This is a genomic window from Acetobacter fabarum (assembly GCF_011516925.1).
In the GTDB taxonomy this organism is placed as follows: Bacteria; Pseudomonadota; Alphaproteobacteria; order Acetobacterales; family Acetobacteraceae; genus Acetobacter; species Acetobacter fabarum.
The window spans coordinates 272,688-290,773 of sequence record NZ_WOTG01000001.1; the positions used below are offsets into that span (position 1 = coordinate 272,688).

The window sequence follows — 18,086 nt, forward strand, 5'->3', positions numbered from 1 at the left end:
AATTAAGCAAATACATAGAACGAAACGGACAAACCGACAAAAAAAAAGGACCGGCCTAAGCCGATCCTCTTTTCACACTCTCGCAAAAGCGAAAAATCAGGCCGTTGCGTCCTGAGCTTCAACTTCTTCAGCGTCAGCAACGATTTCGCCTTCAACAAAGGCTTCGTCACCGGCCAGAGTGGCTTCTTCTTCCACGGAGGTCGCTTCGCCACGTGCCTGACGTTCAGCTTCTTCCTGCGAACGGGCAACGTTAACGATAACAGACACGACAACTTCCGGGTGCAGAGCAACCTTGACCTCATAAAGCCCGAGGGACTTGATGGGGTGAGCAAGGGAGACCTGCTGACGGGAGATGGTAAAACCAGCTTCCGTTACGGACTGTGCCACGTCGCGGGTGCTCACGGAGCCATACAGGCTGCCGCTGTCACCAGCCTGACGGATCAGAACAACCGCCAGACCTTCCATCCGTTCGGACAGACGTTCTGCTTCTTCGCGGTTTTTGATGTTCTGTGCTTCAAGCTGTGCACGTTCACGGTCAAAACGGGCGCGGTTGGCTTCGTTCGCACGAATAGCCATGCCCTGCGGCAGCAGGTAGTTACGGGCATAACCCGGACGAACCTTTACCGCATCACCCATCTGACCCAGATGCGCTACGCGCTGGAGCAGGATTACTTCTGTAGCAGCCATGGTTGTTCCCCTCAGCTCACAACGTAAGGAAGCAGAGCCAGGAAGCGGGCACGCTTGATAGCCTGTGCCAGCTCACGCTGCTTTTTTGCGGAAACCGCCGTAATACGGCTCGGCACGATCTTTCCACGTTCGGAAAGGAAGCGGCTGAGCAGACGCACGTCCTTGTAGTCGATCTTCGGCGCGTTGGGGCCGGAGAACGGGCAGGACTTGCGACGACGGTAGAACGGACGGCGAGCGCCAACAGCCGGACGACGGGCGGCGGGGTTGATTTCTGTTGTTTCAGACATCTGAATTACTCCGCTGCGTTTTCAGGCTGGTCAGCAACCCGGTCGTCGCCACCGCGACGGCCACCACGGCCGCTTTCAAAACGACCACCGGCCGGCTTGGCGCCGCCACGGAAGCTGCCGCGTTCGCCACGATCTTCGCCCTTGCGGGACAGAACGGGGGACGGTGCTTCGTCAATTTCTTCCACCCGCAGCGTCAGCAGACGCAGGATGTCTTCATTGAGGGACAGCTGGCGTTCAATTTCCTTGAGCAGCTCGGAGCGCACTTCCAGACCCAGAAGAGCGTAATGGCCCTTACGGTTCTTTTTGATGCGGTATGCAAGGCTGCGCAGGCCCCAGTATTCACGCTTGCGAACGGCACCGCCGTCTGCTTCGATCTGAGCGGCAATGCCGTCCAGAATAGCGTCTACCTGCTGCTGAGAAATGTCATTACGTGCAATAAGCACGCTTTCGTAAAGTGGCATGTTTGCTCCCTTCGGATACAATCAACCCATCCACGCCGAACCCTTTCGGCAGCGGAGCCTCTGAACTGGCCAGAAAGCGAGGGTATAGCCGGACCAATGCCTGAGCCCGGCAGGGAAAGGGAGTGTCAACCACACCCAGCCCGAAAATGCAAGATATTTAGCAGCGCAGATGCGCAGGAATATCCAGCCCAAGGCGGTCTGGCACGTCCCATTCCTCATCAACACGGCGGATCACCTCAAACCCCATCTGCCGGTAGAGCGGCAGGGCGCGGGGGTGGTCTGCCGTGCAGGTGTTGACCCGCACGCTCTGCGGGCCATAAGCCCATGCGCGGCGCAGCACTCCATCCAGAAAAGCCCGACCAACACCAAGCCCTATGGCGTCGGGCAGCAGCCCGAAATAGGCCAGATTGATGTTTTGCGGGTCACCCAGATTAAGCTCATAAAAGCCGCGAATATGCTCATGCTCACGCAGCAGGCCAACTTTTATGGGAGCTGTCGCCAGCAGATGGGCCAGGGCCTTGTCTGACAGAACCTGCCGCATCCACCAGCAGCAGTTGCGCCCGACACCAAAATGCAGGGCCCGGTACTGGCTGACAGATAGGTGTACATCATCATCAAGCACCCAGCCCGGCGGCAAGGCCAGAGCAGGCGTTGCCGGGGGCCGGTCCATACGCATGAAGGTGACCTGCACCTGCATGCGTGTGACCGGTTCCAACAAGCCTAGATCAGTTATCATCCAGGAAGGAACGCAGCTTGCGGCTCCGGCTGGGGTGTTTGAGCTTGCGCAGCGCCTTGGCTTCAATCTGGCGAATACGCTCGCGGGTAACGTTGAACTGCTGACCGACTTCTTCAAGCGTATGGTCGGTGTTCATGCCAATACCAAAACGCATGCGCAGCACGCGTTCCTCACGCGGGGTGAGAGAGGCCAGAACGCGGGTTGTTGCCTCGCGCAGGTTGGTCTGGATAGCCGCATCAAGCGGAATAACAGCCGACTTATCTTCAATGAAGTCCCCAAGGTGGCTGTCTTCCTCATCCCCGATCGGGGTTTCGAGGGAGATAGGCTCCTTGGCGATCTTGAGCACCTTGCGCACTTTTTCCAGCGGCATGCCCAGCTTTTCGGCTAGTTCTTCGGGGGCTGGTTCGCGCCCGATTTCATGCAGCATCTGGCGCGAGGTGCGCACCAGCTTGTTGATGGTCTCGATCATGTGCACAGGAATACGGATTGTCCGCGCCTGATCCGCAATAGAGCGGGTGATCGCCTGCCTGATCCACCACGTAGCGTAGGTGGAGAACTTGTAGCCACGGCGGTATTCAAATTTGTCCACCGCCTTCATCAGGCCGATATTGCCTTCCTGAATCAGGTCAAGGAACTGAAGACCACGGTTGGTGTATTTTTTGGCAATGGAAATAACCAGCCGCAGGTTGGCTTCGATCATTTCCTTTTTGGCGCGGGCGGAATCACGCTCACCACGGGCGACCGTTGCATACACGCGCCGGAACTCACCAATTGGCAGACCGGTTTCCTGCGCCAGCCCTGCCACGTTGTTCCGCAGGTCAATAACCGTTGCTGCGTGCTTGGCCACAAAGTTTTTCCATGAGCGGCCCGGCAGGGCGGAAGCCATGTCCATCCAGCCCGGATCCAGCTCGCGGCCACGGTATTTCAGCAAAAAATCATCGCGGGAGACACGGCAGCTTTCAGCCAGACGCAGCATGCGCCCTTCCAGCACGTTCAGGCGCTGGAACATCTGCTTGAGCTGGGCCACCAGATCTTCAATCCGGTTGTTGTGCAGGTGAACCTGCTCAACCTTGCTCACAAGCTGGTCGCGCAATGCGATGTAGTTATCCTCGAACGCGCCATCCACATCCTCACCGGATGTCAGGGCTTCAATCCGGTGCACCTGCAATTTGCGCAGGGCCTCGTACAGGGGTTCGATTTCAGCAAAATGGGCCAGAATCTCTGGCTTGAGTTTTTCTTCCAGCGCGGAAAGTGACAGGCCGCTGCCTTCACCCTCAATATCGCCTTCGGATTCGCTGTCGGACTCTTCAGCCTCTTCGGTTTCGGACTCGGATTCGGCAAAGGCTCCGCCTTCGGCACCCTCAGCCCCTTCCTCCATCGGCCCGCCGCTCTGCATGGCTTCAAGGTCCACAATGTCACGCAGCAGCATTTCATTGTTCAGGATTTTCTCGTGCCAGGAGATAATGGCGCGGAAGGTCAGCGGGCTTTCGCACAGACCGCCGATCATTTCATCACGGCCTGCTTCGATCCGCTTTGCGATGGCGATTTCGCCTTCGCGGGAGAGCAGTTCAACCGTGCCCATTTCGCGCAGGTACATCCGGACGGGGTCATCCGTGCGACCTGCGCTTTCGTTCACATTCCCGGCCGCCGGGCCTTCTGCATCGGCCTCGGCTTCGGGCTCTTCCTCATCCGATTCTTCATCGTCTTCGGCAGGCTTCTGGGCTTCGCCTTCTTCGCTCTCTTCGCTTTCGACCACCTGAATGCCCATTTCGGACAGGACGGCCATAATGTCCTCGATCTGTTCGGAGGACATTTTATCCTGCGGCAGAACGGCATTCAGCTCATCAAACGTGATGCATCCCCGCTCGCGCCCTTTTGCGATCAGCTTTTTGACCGCGGATGACTGAGTATCCAACAGGCTGGAATCACCATCCTGTTCCTGCGCTGCGTTCGTTGATGCCGTTTTTGTCGCCATGCCAGACCTGCTCCTCCCCCCATCTGTATCCCGGGCAGGATACAGAACGACCAGTTTACCACACTACACTGTTCACGTTATTCGGGGCGGGCAGGACGTGGGATATACTGAGCGCGAAGTCAAGAGGAACACCCTCAGGAACATTCAGCCACTACTCAGATATCTGCCTCATCCAGTCCACCACGACGCAGGCGCTCCATAGCCTCCAGCCGCGCCTGTAATCTCTGCCATTGGCTGGTATCTCCCGTTTTTTCCAAACAAAAACGGGCCGCGTCGTCCATAACCTCGCGTATGAAATGGTCACGGTACAACAAGCCGTAAAAATGCCACCATCGTGTTCTGGCAGCAACAATCTCTACGTCGCCATGACTCAGGCCTGCGCCATCAACACGCATGAGCGGCGCCAGAGTTGCCTCCTGCCCGTGTGCCTTCAGCCATGCCCGCAGGTCATCCTCCGTTTGGGGCAGACAACCATCGGCCGACAGATCCAGCAGCACACCACGCAATGGCGCAAAATCCACTGGTAAGTCAAGGCGGCACAGGGCTTCTTCCATTTCTGCCACCAGTTGGGGGTGCTCCACCAGCAGGAGCAGCATCAGGCGTTGCAGCTCCTGCGTCTGGTCCAGATTGACCGTGTGCGAATCCTGCACGGCACCGGGGCTGGCAAAAGCAGACTTCCCTCCCCCGGACTTTGCCTTCCCCCGCCCCTGCTGGCGGAAAGTGGCAAAAAACCGGTCCAGCAATGTCGCGCGGTATTCCGATGCCAGAGCCTTGTCCGGAATAAGGGCGGCAACATCGGTCAGCCTGCGCCGCAGGGCGGCACGTTCCTCCGGCCCCGGGTTGGTAACCCCGGCGGCCAGCAGGTCAAACAGCACGCTGGACAAGGGGGAAGCCCCGGCAAAAAACTCCGCCACAAAGGCGGCGCCCCGCTGGCGGACCAGACTATCGGGGTCCTCCCCATCAGGCAGCAGGCAGATGCGCAGCGTGTGCTCGGGGGCAAGCAGGGGCAAGCCGGTTTCCGCCGCCTTTACGGCAGCCCGCCTGCCTGCGCCATCACCATCAAAACACAATATGGGTGCCCGATCGACCTGCCACAGCACTTCCATCTGCTCAGGTGTCAGGGCGGTGCCCAAGGGGGCCACAGCCCCTGTAAAGCCCGCCTGATGCAGGGCTATGACATCCATATACCCTTCCACCACAATCAGGTCCGGGGCCACCACACCTTTGGGCCTTGGCGCCCGCACGGCCGCACGGGCGCGGTCCAGCCCGAACAGCAGCCTGCGCTTGGAAAAAAGTGGCGTTTCCGGCCCGTTCAGGTATTTGGGCTGCCCATCCCCCAGAATACGCCCCCCGAAGGAGACAAGCCGCCCCTTGCGGTCACGGATGGGGAATGTCACACGCCCCCAGAACAGCTCGCCCTTTGGCCTGCCATCCTCATCCACCCGCATGAGCCCGGCCTGCGCCATCTGCTCGGGGGTTATGCCCTGTGGGGCGAGTGCCTCCACCAGATGCCCACGCCCCGCACTGGCCCAGCCCAGCCCAAAAGCCGTTATGGTCTCACGCGTCAGGCCACGGCCGAGCAGGTAGTCCAGCCCTGCACGCCCTTCGGGCTTGTACAGGGCGGCGGACCACACGACCTGAGCGGCCTCCAGAACATCTTCCAGCGAGCGGACATGGGCCACCTCCTCACGCGTGGCGCGGGTGTCCCTTGGCACTTCCATCCCTGCGGCGGCGGACAGTTCCTCCACCGCTTCAGGGAAGTTTTTGCCCTCCATCTGCATGACAAAGGAAATTACATCCCCATGCACACCACAGCCGAAGCAATGGAAGTGGTCATCATACACATAGAACGACGGCGTTTTTTCCCCATGGAAGGGGCAGCACCCTTTCCAGTTCCGCCCCGAACGCGCGAGTTTGACCCTACGCCCGATAACAGAGGTTATGGGCGTACGGGCGCGCAGTTCATCCAGAAAGTTGGAATCAATGGCCATGGGGTGCGTATGTTACTCCGTGCCTTAGCCCAGCAGGGCCTTTACGGCGGCACTTGCGCGGCTCATATCCAGCGCAGCGCCAAACTTGCCTTTTAACACACCCATGACCTTGCCCATATCCTTCATGGACGCAGCACCGGTAGAAGCCACAGCCTCGGCCACGGCAGCATTCAGCGTTGCTTCATCCAGTTCAGGCGGCAGGTAGCCACGGATGACGGCAATTTCAGCCTCTTCCTTGTCTGCCAGTTCGGGGCGCCCGGCTTCGCGGTACAGGGTAGCGGATTCCGTGCGGGACTTGATCATGCCGCGCAGGGCGGAAATGCCTTCTTCCTCGCTCAGCCCTTCATTCCCCTTTGCACGGCCTGCAATTTCCACATCCTTGAGCTTGGCCGTAACCATGCGAATGGTTGCAACGCGTGCGCTTTCGCCTGCCTTCATTGCGGTTTTCAGGTCTGCCATCAGGCTTTCACGAAGGGTCATGCTTCTTCTACGCTCCATATGTGTTTACAATCGCCCCGCACCATACCACCCGGCACGGGAAAAAGCTTTACGGGAAAAAACTTCCCAGCGTCCCGCGCGTTCGTTTTCTTCGGGTGGGAAATTTCTTCCCACCTCGCTGACATGCTGCTAGAAGAGCGCTCCGGGAGGAACCATTTTGCACATGCCCATGTCAATCGACTCCATTATAGCCCGCATTGGCGGCGCAGATGCCACAGCGCGGCTGACCGGCGTTGGCACCGAGGCCATTCGCAAATGGCGGCAGGCGCAGGCCATTCCCTCCCGCCATTGGCCAGCCATTGCGCAGGCCACGGGTCTTTCCCTTCAGGACCTCCAGCCCACACCCGCAGTTACAGACAGACCCTCCCCCCTTGCGGGAGGCAGCCAGACAGGATCATCCATGCCTCAAGCCCGCCCGGATGGCGCGACCGCCGCTCTTGTTCTCGCAGATGGCAGCGTATTGTGGGGGAAAGGCTTTGGCGCCTTCACACCCAAGCCCGCCATTGGGGAAATCTGCTTTTCCACCAGCATGACCGGGTATCAGGAAACCCTGACCGATCCCTCTTTTGCCGGGCAGATCATTACCTTTACCTTCCCGCATATCGGCAATGTTGGCACGAACGCGCTGGATGATGAGGCCGTACGCCCCGCAGCCCTTGGGCTTGTGGTCAAGGAAGACCCGACCGAGCAGGCCAACTGGCGCGCAACCAGCAGTCTGGATGCGTGGCTCAAGCAGCACGGCACCCCCGGCATTGCCGGCGTGGACACCCGCAGCCTGACCCTGAAAATCCGTGACGGCGGTGCACAGACCGCAGCCCTTGTATTCCCTGCCGATGGCAAGTTCGATCTGGACGCCATTGCCGCAGAAGTTGCCGCATGGCCGGGGCTGGAAGGTATGGACCTTGCCAAGGAAGTCACCTGTGCAGCGCCCTATGACTGGTCCGAAGGTGTGTGGTCATGGCCAGACAACACCGCAGCCCCCACCGGCAAGCGCCGCAAGGTTGTTGCAGTGGACTACGGGGCAAAACGCAACATTCTGCGCTGCCTTGTAAGTGCTGGCTGTGATGTGACCGTAGTCCCTGCCACCACCACGGGTGAGCAGATCCTCGCCCTCAAGCCCGAAGGTGTGTTCCTGTCCAACGGTCCGGGGGACCCGGCAGCCACGGCCACCTACGCCGTACCTGCCATCCGCACCGTGCTGGAAGCAGGCATACCGCTGTTTGGCATCTGCCTTGGGCACCAGCTTCTGGCACAGGCTCTTGGGGCCAAGACCTACAAGATGGAACGCGGCCACCGGGGCGCCAACCAGCCCGTGCAGGATCTGGCAACCGGCAAGGTGGAAATTACCAGCCAGAACCACGGCTTTGCCGTAGATGCCAAAACCCTGCCCGACGACGCGCATGTGACCCATGTCAGCCTGTTTGACGGCTCGAACGAAGGGCTGGCATCCGACAAATACGCAGCTTTTTCCGTCCAGTATCACCCCGAGGCAAGCCCCGGCCCGTCAGACAGCTTTTATCTGTTTGAACGGTTTGTCACCCTGATCGACACCAACGGCGTCAAGCACTAACAGGACCGAACGCATCATGCCCAAACGGACAGACATCCGCTCCATCCTCATCATCGGCGCCGGTCCCATTGTTATCGGTCAGGCGTGCGAATTCGACTATTCCGGCGCACAGGCCTGCAAGGCCCTGCGGGAAGAAGGGTACCGGGTTATTCTGGTCAACTCCAACCCCGCCACCATCATGACCGACCCCGGCCTTGCGGATGCCACCTATGTGGAGCCCATTACGCCAGAAGTGGTCGAGCGCATTATCCTCAAGGAAAAGCCAGACGCAGTCCTGCCCACCATGGGCGGGCAGACGGCCCTGAACACGGCCATGGCGCTGCATGCCTCGGGCTTTCTGGAAAAGCACAATGTTGAGCTGATCGGCGCCAAGGCCGACGTGATCGACCGTGCAGAAGACCGCCAGAAGTTCCGCGAAGCCATGGATGCCATTGGCATTGAAAGCCCGCGCAGCTTTATTGCCCATACGCTGGCCGAAGCGCACGAAGCGCTCAAGCAGATTGGCTTCCCCACCATTATCCGCCCTTCCTTTACCATGGGCGGCTCCGGCGGTGGCATCGCCTATAACCGGGAGGAGTTCGAGCGGATCATCCTCTCGGGGCTGGATGCGTCCCCCACCACGGAAGTGCTGGTTGAAGAGTCCGTTCTGGGCTGGAAAGAGTACGAAATGGAAGTTGTGCGCGACACCGCGGACAACTGCATTATCATCTGCTCGATCGAAAACATCGACCCCATGGGCATCCACACGGGTGACTCCATTACCGTAGCCCCCGCCCTTACGCTGACCGACAAGGAATACCAGCGTATGCGCGATGCCTCCCTGGCCTGCCTGCGCGCCATTGGGGTGGAAACGGGCGGCTCCAACGTGCAGTTTGGCGTAAACCCCGCCGACGGCCGTATGGTGGTGATCGAGATGAACCCCCGCGTCTCGCGCTCCTCGGCCCTTGCTTCCAAGGCTACGGGGTTCCCCATTGCCAAGGTCGCGGCCAAGCTGGCTGTGGGTTACACGCTTGATGAACTGAAAAACGACATCACGCGCACAACCCCGGCCTCCTTCGAGCCGACCATTGACTACGTTGTGGTCAAGATCCCGCGCTTTACGTTTGAAAAATTCCCCGGCGCACCAGCCCTGCTCTCCACCTCCATGAAGTCGGTTGGGGAAGCCATGGCCATTGGCCGCTCCTTCCCCGAAGCGCTCCAGAAGGGCCTGCGTTCGATGGAAACCGGGCTGCATGGGCTGGACCCCGTGGAAGCCCCCGGCGATGGTGGGGAAGATGCCTTCCGTGCAGCGCTCTCCCAGCCGCGGCCGGAGCGTATTCTCATGGCAGCTCAGGCGCTGCGGGCTGGCCTGTCGGTTGAAGCCATTCACGAAGCCTGTAAGTTTGAACCGTGGTTCCTGCGTGAGATGGAAAAAATCATCCATGCGGAACGGGAAATCGAACACCACGGCCTACCCAAGGATGCGCAGAGCCTGCGCCGCCTGAAAGCCCTTGGCTTTTCCGATGTGCAGCTCTCCCGCCTGTCGGGCACGCAGCCTGAAGAAGTGGACCAGCTCCGCACAAAAGCGGGTGTTACCCCCGTTTACCGCCGGATTGATACCTGTGCTGGTGAGTTCGCCTCGGCAACGCCTTACATGTATTCCAGCTACGAAGGGCATTTTGCCCCCCCGATCTGTGAATCCAACCCGACGGACCGCGAAAAGATCATTATTCTCGGCGGTGGCCCCAACCGTATCGGTCAGGGTATCGAGTTCGACTACTGCTGTGTGCATGCCGCCTACGCCCTGCGTGAGGCTGGGTATGAGACCATTATGGTCAACTGCAACCCCGAGACGGTCTCCACCGATTACGACACCTCCGACCGCCTGTATTTTGAACCCCTGACCGCCGAGGACGTAATTGCCCTGATCCGTTGCGAACAGCGTAACGGCACGGTCAAGGGCTGCATTGTGCAGTACGGCGGCCAAACCCCGCTCAAGCTCTCCCGCGCACTGGAAGCCGCTGGCATTCCGCTGCTGGGCACACCGGCAGATGCCATTGACCGTGCGGAAGACCGCGAGCGCTTCCAGGCCATGCTGCACAAGCTTGGCCTGCGCCAGCCCGAAAACGGCATTGCCCGCAGCCCCGAAGAAGCCGAAAGCGTAGCCGAGCGCGTAGGCTACCCCGTGGTTGTCCGCCCATCCTACGTGCTGGGCGGCCGGGCGATGGAAATCGTGTATGACCGCGCCTCCCTCCAGCGTTACATGCGTGACGTGCTGCGGGTTGCCGGACATGAGATTTCCTCCGGCCCGATCCTGCTCGACCGCTACCTGAACGAAGCGATTGAAGCAGACGTGGACTGCATTGCCGATGGCACGGATGTGTACGTCGCCGGCGTTATGGAACACATTGAAGAAGCGGGCATTCACTCGGGTGACAGTGCCTGCGCCCTGCCGCCCTATACCCTCTCCCCCGCCATTGTGACCGAGCTCAAGGCCCAGACCGAAGCCATGGCCCGCGAGCTTGGCATTGTGGGGCTGATGAACGTCCAGTACGCCATCAAGGATCAGGAGATCTTTGTGCTCGAGGTCAATCCTCGCGCATCGCGCACTGTGCCGTTTGTGGCCAAGGCAACGGGTGTGCCGGTCGCCAAAATTGGCGCACGGGTTATGGCAGGCAGCAAACTGAACACCTTTAATCTGGACGACCGCGCCGTGGTGCCGCATGTGGCCGTCAAGGAAGCGGTGTTCCCCTTCAACCGCTTTGCGGAAGTGGACACCATCCTTGGGCCGGAAATGCGCTCCACGGGTGAAGTCATGGGGCTGGATACCTCGTTCGAGCGGGCCTTTGCCAAATCCCAGCTTGGGGCTGGCGTGCGCCTGCCCATGAGCGGCACGGTGTTCCTGTCCGTGCGGGAAAGCGACAAGCCCCAGCTGCCGCCACTTGGCCGCCTGCTGGCTTCCATGGGCTTCAAGATCGTGGCCACACGGGGCACGGCACGCAAGCTGCGTGAGTCCGGGATCGAGGTCAGCGTGGTCAACAAGGTGCTTGAAGGCCGCCCGCACTGCGTGGATGCCATTCGCTCCGGTGAAGTGCAGATGGTCATCAACACCGCACAGGGGGCGCAGTCGGTGGCAGACAGCTTTGACATCCGCCGCTCGGCCCTTGTACTGGGCATTCCGCACTACACCACCATGGCGGGCGCGCGTGCGGCAATCCATGCGATTGCGGCAATGCGTGAAGGACCGCTTGATGTTGCGCCACTTCAGTCATACTTTAGCGGTTCGTTCTGAGCGCACGGGGTAGCCTTTAGGGCTGCCCCATCCGTTCCATGCCGGGCCAAACCCCACGAGTGTGAGGCGTCACCCGACGCGATTATTGTGTAACTACTGCGCCGGGCCAGCAGGCCCGGCAGCTTTTATTCTGGGGACACGTCTTGCAGAAAACTCCAATGACGGGCAAGGGTCTGCTTCAGCTTGAAGACGAGCTGCGCAAGCTGAGATCAGAAGAACGCCCAGCTGTTATCCGCGCCATTGCGGAAGCCCGCAGCCATGGCGACCTTTCGGAAAACGCTGAATACCATGCCGCGCGCGAGCGCCAGTCCTTTATTGAAGGGCGGATTCAGGAACTGGAAGAACTGATCTCCACCGCCGAGGTGATCGAGCCTTCCTCCCTGTCTGGCAGCCATATCAAGTTCGGTGCGACCGTGTGCCTTGTTGACGAAGATACGGACAAGGAAATCACTTACCAGATCGTGGGCCTGCACGAGGCGGACATCAAACAGAGCAAGATTTCCATTTCCTCCCCGCTCGCCAAATCCCTGATTGGCAAGCAGGAAGGTGACACCGTTTCCGTGCCCGCTCCCGGCGGGGACCGGACTTACGAAATCCTGTCCGTCAAATTTATCTGACATGATCTCCCTCGAAGATGTCACCGCCGCGGCCGAGCGCATTCGTGGCAAGGTTATCCGCACGCCAACACTGCCCTCCCACGCGCTTTCCCGCGCAACGGGGGCGGATATTACGCTCAAGCTGGAAAACCTTCAGGCCGTTGGCTCCTTCAAGGAACGCGGGGCCGCCAACAAGCTGGCTCTGCTGACCCCGGAGGAACGCGCACGCGGTGTTATTGCCGTATCTGCTGGCAACCATGCACAGGGTGTGGCCCGCCATGCCAGCCTGCTGGGCATTGACGCGGTTATTGTCATGCCCAAGTTCACGCCTACCGGCAAAGTAGTACGCACCCGCAACTGGGGTGCGCGCGTGATACTGGAAGGTGAAACCTTTGCCGAAGCGCTGATGTTTGCACAGGACATGCAGGCGCGCGAAGGCCGGACCTTTGTGCACCCGTATGATGATGCCGCCGTTATGGCGGGCCAGGGCACCTGCGCACTGGAACTGCTGGAAGATGCGGGCGAGCTGGACATGCTGGTAGCCCCCATTGGGGGCGGCGGCCTGCTGGCGGGCTGCTCCATTGCCGCGCGCGCACTGCGCCCGAACATGGAGCTGATTGGCGTGCAGGTTGAATCGTACGATTCCCTTGCGGCTTTCCCCGGCCCGGCCACACACCCCAATGGTGGTTCCACCATTGCCGAAGGCATTGCCGTACTCCAGATTGGCAAACAGACGGATGTGGTCATTCGCAAGCAGGTAGACAAGGTTCTGGTTGTTTCCGAATGTGCGATTGAAAACGCTATTACCCTGCTGGCCGAAGGTGCAAAACAGGTGAGCGAAGGGGCCGGAGCCGCTGCTCTTGCCGCCGTGCTGACCTACCCCGACCTGTTCCGGGGTAAAAAGGTGGCTCTTCCCATCTCTGGCGGGAACATTGACAGCCGCATTCTGGCCAACACCCTCCTGCGCGCCATGCTGCGCGACGGGCGCATCCTGCGGCTGGTTATGGAAATTCCCGACCGCCCGGGCGTGCTGGCCGATATTTCCAAAACCATCGGGGAAGCGGGTGGCAATATTATAGAAGTCTCGCACCAGAGGCTTTTTGCCGCTCCCTCCGTGCAGGCTGCCCAGCTTGAGGTGATGATAGAAGCGCGTGACCCCGAACACGCAGCCCTTATTACCAAGGCGCTGGAACGCACCTACATCGTACGCAGGGCCTGAAGGCTTTATTGCACTTTGGAATAAACCCTGAACGGGGTGGTGGAAGCAGTTCCACCACCCCGTTTTTGTATCCACCCGCCTACCCTGTGCGCGACCTCTTTATCTTCCCCGCGTTTTGGTGGCATTATTCATGCAGAACCAAAAAAACATAAAAATGAGGTCCAACACCATGCCATCCACCCCGCGGCCCCCCAAGCGCACTGCCATGCTGGTCATTCTTGACGGATTTGGCTGGCGCGAAGACTCGTCAGACAATGCGGTGCAACTGGCCAGAACACCCAACTTTGACCAGTTGTGGCAGGCCAACCCGCACAGCTTCCTGCGCACAAGCGGGGAGGACGTAGGCCTACCTGCGGGGCAGATGGGCAATTCGGAAGTCGGGCACCTCAATATTGGCGCAGGCCGGGTGGTCATGCAGGAACTGCCACGTATTTTTACCGCCATTGAGGACGGGTCCTTGGCGCGCAGCCCGGTTTTGACTGATTTTATTGCCACGCTCAAAAAAACCGGTGGCACCTGCCACCTTATGGGGCTGATTTCCAACGGTGGGGTCCATTCACATCAGGACCACGCCGCAGCCCTTGCCCGTATTGTCAGTGACGCAGGCGTACCCGTAGCCCTACACCTGTTTACCGATGGCCGCGATACAGCCCCCCGCTCGGCACACACCTACCTGCAACAGCTCCGCGCGGCTTTGCCTGCCAGTGTGCAGCTTGCCACCATATCGGGCCGCTATTACGCCATGGACCGCGACAAACGCTGGGACCGGGTGGAAAAAGCCTACAACGCTCTGGTCAGTGCCACCGGCCCGCAGGCCAATACGCCAGAAGAAGTTGTGGATGCGGCCTATGCGCAGGATGTGTCGGACGAATTCATTCTCCCCACCGTGCTGGCAGGCTATACGGGCATGCAGGATGGGGATGGTATTCTGTCCTTCAACTTCCGGGCAGACCGTATCCGCCAGTTGATGGATACGTTGCTGGAGCCGGATTTTGCAGGCTTTGCCCGCAGCAAAACGGTGCATTTTGCCGCAGTTCTAGCCATGACCCACTACAGCGATGCACTGGCAGGGCGCATGACCGTCCTATTCCCGCCGGAAGAACTGACCAACCTGCTGGGTGAAGTGGTCGCGCAGGCTGGGCTCCGCCAACTCCGTATGGCGGAGACGGAAAAATACCCGCACGTCACCTACTTCATGAATGGTGGCCGCGAAAAACTGTTTGAAGGCGAAGACCGTATTCTGGTGCCTTCCCCCAAAGTGGCCACCTACGACCTGCAACCCGAAATGTCGGCACCGGAACTGACCGACAAGGCCGTAGCCGCCATTAAAAGCCGGGAATACGACCTGATCGTGCTCAACTTTGCCAACCCGGACATGGTAGGCCATACCGGGGTGCTGGCCGCGGCCATTACCGCCGTGGAAGCCGTGGATACCGGTCTGGGCCGCATTGCACGCGCGCTGGAGGAAGAACACGGAATCCTGCTGGTCACAGCCGACCACGGCAACTGCGAAACCATGAAAGACCCGCAGACAGGCGGCCCGCACACAGCCCATACGCTTAACCTTGTGCCCTTTATTGTTGCTGGTGCCAGCGCAACAAAACTGCATGATGGCGGCAAACTGGCTGATCTGGCCCCTACCCTGCTTGATGCCCTCAACCTGCCCAAACCCGCCGAAATGACAGGCCAGTCCCTGCTTGCGCACTGAATGAGTACCCCCCGGCCATTTTTTTACGCCACAGGCCCCTCTGCCAAAACAGGTGGCACACTGGTCGGGGCAGCATTGCTGCTGGGGGTGGGCCTGTTCTGCCCCCTACAGGCAGTCTGGGGGGCCGAGCACACACACCACGCCCGGCAGGCCGGCACCACCAGCACGCACAAAAAAAAGCATGCCAGCCAACAGGGCACACCTGCCCCGGATACGCTGCCCAATGCGCGCCCCCCAGCCCACGGCAAGGTGGGGCATTCCGTTTTGCAGGCACAGGCGGCGGTAGAAGCCGCCCGCGCGCAGCATCTGGCCATGGAGCAGGAAAAAAAACGGCAGGCAGAAGCCATAGAGGCGTCACGCCTTAAAAACGAAGCCGCACAGGCAGCGGCCATGCAGGCCAGAAATCAGGCACTTGCCCTGTCTGCAGCAACCGTGGCCGCAACCAGCCAGTTGCATGATACGGAACAGCAGATCTCCGACCTGAGCGAGCGCATTAACGCAATCCGGGATGAACAACGGAACCTGCAAAACGCCCTGCGCACCAGCGCACAGGCCCTTGCCCCCATTCTGCCATTGGCTGAACGCTTATCCCTTTACCCGTCCGATACCCTGCTCGCAGCCCCTGTACCACAGGGGGAGGCCGTAACCGGGTTCTTGATCCTGCGGGGGTTATCTCGTCAGATGGAGGTGCAGGCACAGGGCATGCGCACCCAGCAGGCGCGCCTGAGTGCTGTGGATGCGGACCTTTCCGCCCAGTACGCAACCCTTGCGGGGCTAAAGCAGAACCAGCGCCAGCAGCGTGATACCGTACGCCAGCAGGCTGCCCGTGCCCGCATAACCCAGCAACAGGCCAGCAAACTGGCGCAAAACACCGCACAGCAACTGCTTGCTGCAACCCAGCGCGCCTCCAGCCTGCAGGATGCGATTGCCCGGCTGGACGCGCTGGAAGATACCGCCCGCGCCGCCCTGCAGCGCGAAATTGCCGCCGCCGAGCAGGCGCATCAGGCCGAGCGGGTACGGGCCGCCCGCCAGCAGGAGGCTACACTCAGCCAGAACCAGGGGCCGGGTCTGGCTGAACACAGCACAGGCACGGGCTCACAACCTGTGGCAGGCAAACTGGTTTCGGGCTGGGGGGTTGCCAGCGATTCCGGCCCCACAACCGGCATGACGTACCGCACCCCACCGGGGGCAAGTGTACGGGCCCCCTGTTCTGGCAGCGTGGACTTTGCCGGGGCATTCCGCAGCTACGGGCAGATGGTTATTTTAAACTGCGGGCGGCATTACCGCTTTGTTCTGGCAGGACTTTCCGAGCTGAGTGTGGACACGGCCCAGAGTTTGACAAAAGGCGCACCCGTGGGACACATGAGTGCAGCAGGCAGTTCCGCCACACTTTTCATTCAGCTGCGTAACGGACAAAAAACCGTCAACCCCGCTCCGTTTCTGTAAAGAGAGAGGCGGGTTGCACGCTCAGGCTGTTTCCCTCTGTTGCGGAACACGCTAGTCTTGCGCAATATGCCGCCATGCTCCGGCACGGCGCGCAACGCACCCGACCATGGTTGGTGCGCGCATTTGAAAAGACAGGAAGAACAAGCGCACGGGCAAAGCCCTGCGACAGGAGACAAGATCGCATGAAGTTCCGCACAGGTCTGATGCTCGGCGCCGCAGCCATGACCGGCCTTGCCCTGACTTTTCACCCCGGATACCACAATGGCGCTGGGTTCCTGAGCACACCGGCTCAGGCGGAAAGCACCACCCCGGACGCCTCCCCCACCACCAACCATGCGGAAACCTACCGCCTGCTGACCCTGTTTGGCACGGTGCTGGACCTTGTGCGGGCGGATTATGTTGAGCCTGTTTCCGACCGGGACCTGATCACCAATGCCCTGAACGGCATGCTCAGCGGCCTGGACCCCCATAGCTCATACATGACCCAGAAGCAGTATGATGACATGATGGTGCAGATGAAGGGCGAGTTTGGCGGCCTTGGGCTGGAGCTCCAGCAGCAGGACGGCCACATCCGCGTTGTATCCCCCATTGATGGCACACCGGGCTTTCGTGCAGGGATCAAGCCGGGCGACTACATTATTGCCGTGGATGGCCACACCATAGACGGCACACCGCTGGATGAAGCGGTTAAAAAAATGCGCGGCAAGGCCAATACCAAAATCACCCTGACCCTTGTGCGTGAAAAAACACCCAAGCCCATTACGGTTACCCTGACGCGCGAGATCATTCATATCGATGTGGTTAAATCCGCTCTGTACGACCGGATTGGCTACCTGCGCATCGCCCAGTTTAATGAAACCACGGAAAAAGAGCTGCTCAAGGGCTACAACACCCTCAAGCAGCAGGCCGGTGGCAAGCTTGGCGGTCTGGTGCTGGACCTGCGGAACGACCCCGGCGGCCTGCTTGATCAGGCGGTAGAGGTTTCCTCCAGCTTTATCCGCTCGGGCGAGATTGTTTCCACCCGTGCGCGCCACGCCAAGGACAGCCAGCGCTGGGATGCGCATGGTACGGATATTACGGACGGCCTGCCCATGGTGGTGCTGATCAACGGTGGTTCGGCCTCCGCATCGGAAATTGTGTCCGGCGCACTGCAAGACCACCACCGCGCCGTGCTTATTGGCACACGCACCTTTGGCAAGGGCTCCGTGCAGTCCATTATTCCCATTCCCGGCAACGGGGCCGTACGCCTGACCACCGCGCGTTACTACACACCTTCGGGCCGCTCCATTCAGGCACTAGGCATTACGCCTGATATTGTGGTCAAGGAAACGCGAGAAGACCCCGCCTTCAGCCTGCGCGAAGCGGATCTTGAGCATATCCTTAAAAATCAGGGCGGCAACCAGACCAAGGCGCAGCCCCGTACGGACCTGCCCGCCATTGCCAAGATTATTCCTGACCAGCCACCCGCCAACTGGCCGGAGTTTGAATACAACAAGCCCAACACAGACTTCCAGCTACAGGAAGGCCTGCGTGTTGTACGCTCCATGGCTGGCCTGCCAGCCCCCGACCCCACGGCATCCCTGCCCCCGGTCAAGCCAGCGGCCAAAACCGACTGTTCAGCCCATAACTAACGCGTAGCAG

Annotated in this window: 14 protein-coding genes; 7 read left to right on the forward strand and 7 right to left on the reverse strand. The window is 60.1% G+C overall.

Annotated elements, in window-relative coordinates:
* Positions 1-96: 96 nt before the first annotated feature.
* The 7 genes from rplI to GOB83_RS01340 all read right to left on the reverse strand — a co-directional run bounded on the left by rplI (position 97) and on the right by GOB83_RS01340 (position 6,617).
* Entirely contained in the window at positions 97-687 is a 591-nt protein-coding gene (rplI, locus tag GOB83_RS01310) for a 50S ribosomal protein L9 (protein WP_086647172.1), read from the reverse strand.
* Between the two features lie 11 nt (positions 688-698).
* Positions 699-974 carry a 30S ribosomal protein S18 gene (gene rpsR, locus GOB83_RS01315; RefSeq protein ID WP_025827191.1) on the reverse strand — a complete coding sequence of 92 codons (276 nt, stop codon included), beginning with the start codon at positions 972-974 and terminating at the stop codon, positions 699-701.
* A 5-nt stretch (positions 975-979) separates the two neighbouring features.
* Positions 980-1,435 (reverse strand): 30S ribosomal protein S6, encoded by a 456-nt coding sequence (rpsF, locus tag GOB83_RS01320; RefSeq protein ID WP_086647171.1) that lies wholly within the window; start codon positions 1,433-1,435, stop codon positions 980-982.
* A gap of 157 nt (positions 1,436-1,592) precedes the next feature.
* The gene (locus GOB83_RS01325) at positions 1,593-2,171 is read right to left on the reverse strand and encodes a GNAT family N-acetyltransferase (protein WP_165925016.1); all 579 of its coding nucleotides are present in this window, start codon (positions 2,169-2,171) and stop codon (positions 1,593-1,595) included.
* A complete protein-coding gene (rpoD, locus tag GOB83_RS01330) occupies positions 2,161-4,146 on the reverse strand; it encodes an RNA polymerase sigma factor RpoD (RefSeq protein ID WP_095348957.1) in 1,986 nt (661 codons plus the stop codon). The genes GOB83_RS01325 and rpoD overlap by 11 nt, the downstream gene beginning before the upstream one ends.
* A 155-nt stretch (positions 4,147-4,301) precedes the next feature.
* A complete protein-coding gene (dnaG, locus tag GOB83_RS01335) occupies positions 4,302-6,137 on the reverse strand; it encodes a DNA primase (RefSeq protein ID WP_165925017.1) in 1,836 nt (611 codons plus the stop codon).
* Between the two features lie 24 nt (positions 6,138-6,161).
* Positions 6,162-6,617, reverse strand: a complete 456-nt coding sequence (locus GOB83_RS01340) for a GatB/YqeY domain-containing protein (protein ID WP_086647167.1) — start codon at positions 6,615-6,617, stop codon at positions 6,162-6,164.
* A gap of 181 nt (positions 6,618-6,798) precedes the next feature.
* On the opposite strand from GOB83_RS01340, the gene carA reads away from it, so the two are divergent.
* The 7 genes from carA to GOB83_RS01375 all read left to right on the forward strand — a co-directional run bounded on the left by carA (position 6,799) and on the right by GOB83_RS01375 (position 18,076).
* Positions 6,799-8,205 carry a glutamine-hydrolyzing carbamoyl-phosphate synthase small subunit gene (gene carA / locus GOB83_RS01345; RefSeq protein WP_086647166.1) on the forward strand — a complete coding sequence of 469 codons (1,407 nt, stop codon included), beginning with the start codon at positions 6,799-6,801 and terminating at the stop codon, positions 8,203-8,205.
* A 16-nt stretch (positions 8,206-8,221) separates the two neighbouring features.
* Entirely contained in the window at positions 8,222-11,476 is a 3,255-nt protein-coding gene (gene carB / locus GOB83_RS01350) for a carbamoyl-phosphate synthase large subunit (RefSeq protein WP_165925018.1), read from the forward strand.
* A 143-nt stretch (positions 11,477-11,619) separates the two neighbouring features.
* Complete coding sequence (gene greA / locus GOB83_RS01355) at positions 11,620-12,093, forward strand: transcription elongation factor GreA (protein WP_025827198.1); 474 nt, start codon at positions 11,620-11,622, stop codon at positions 12,091-12,093.
* A gap of 1 nt (position 12,094) precedes the next feature.
* The gene (locus GOB83_RS01360; RefSeq protein WP_086647164.1) at positions 12,095-13,291 is read left to right on the forward strand and encodes a threonine ammonia-lyase; all 1,197 of its coding nucleotides are present in this window, start codon (positions 12,095-12,097) and stop codon (positions 13,289-13,291) included.
* A gap of 169 nt (positions 13,292-13,460) precedes the next feature.
* A complete protein-coding gene (gene gpmI, locus GOB83_RS01365; protein WP_194301237.1) occupies positions 13,461-14,999 on the forward strand; it encodes a 2,3-bisphosphoglycerate-independent phosphoglycerate mutase in 1,539 nt (512 codons plus the stop codon).
* On the forward strand, positions 15,000-16,445 hold the full coding sequence (locus GOB83_RS01370) for a murein hydrolase activator EnvC family protein (protein WP_165925019.1): 1,446 nt from the start codon (positions 15,000-15,002) through the stop codon (positions 16,443-16,445).
* A 182-nt stretch (positions 16,446-16,627) separates the two neighbouring features.
* The gene (locus GOB83_RS01375; RefSeq protein ID WP_086647161.1) at positions 16,628-18,076 is read left to right on the forward strand and encodes a S41 family peptidase; all 1,449 of its coding nucleotides are present in this window, start codon (positions 16,628-16,630) and stop codon (positions 18,074-18,076) included.
* Positions 18,077-18,086: the final 10 nt, after the last annotated feature.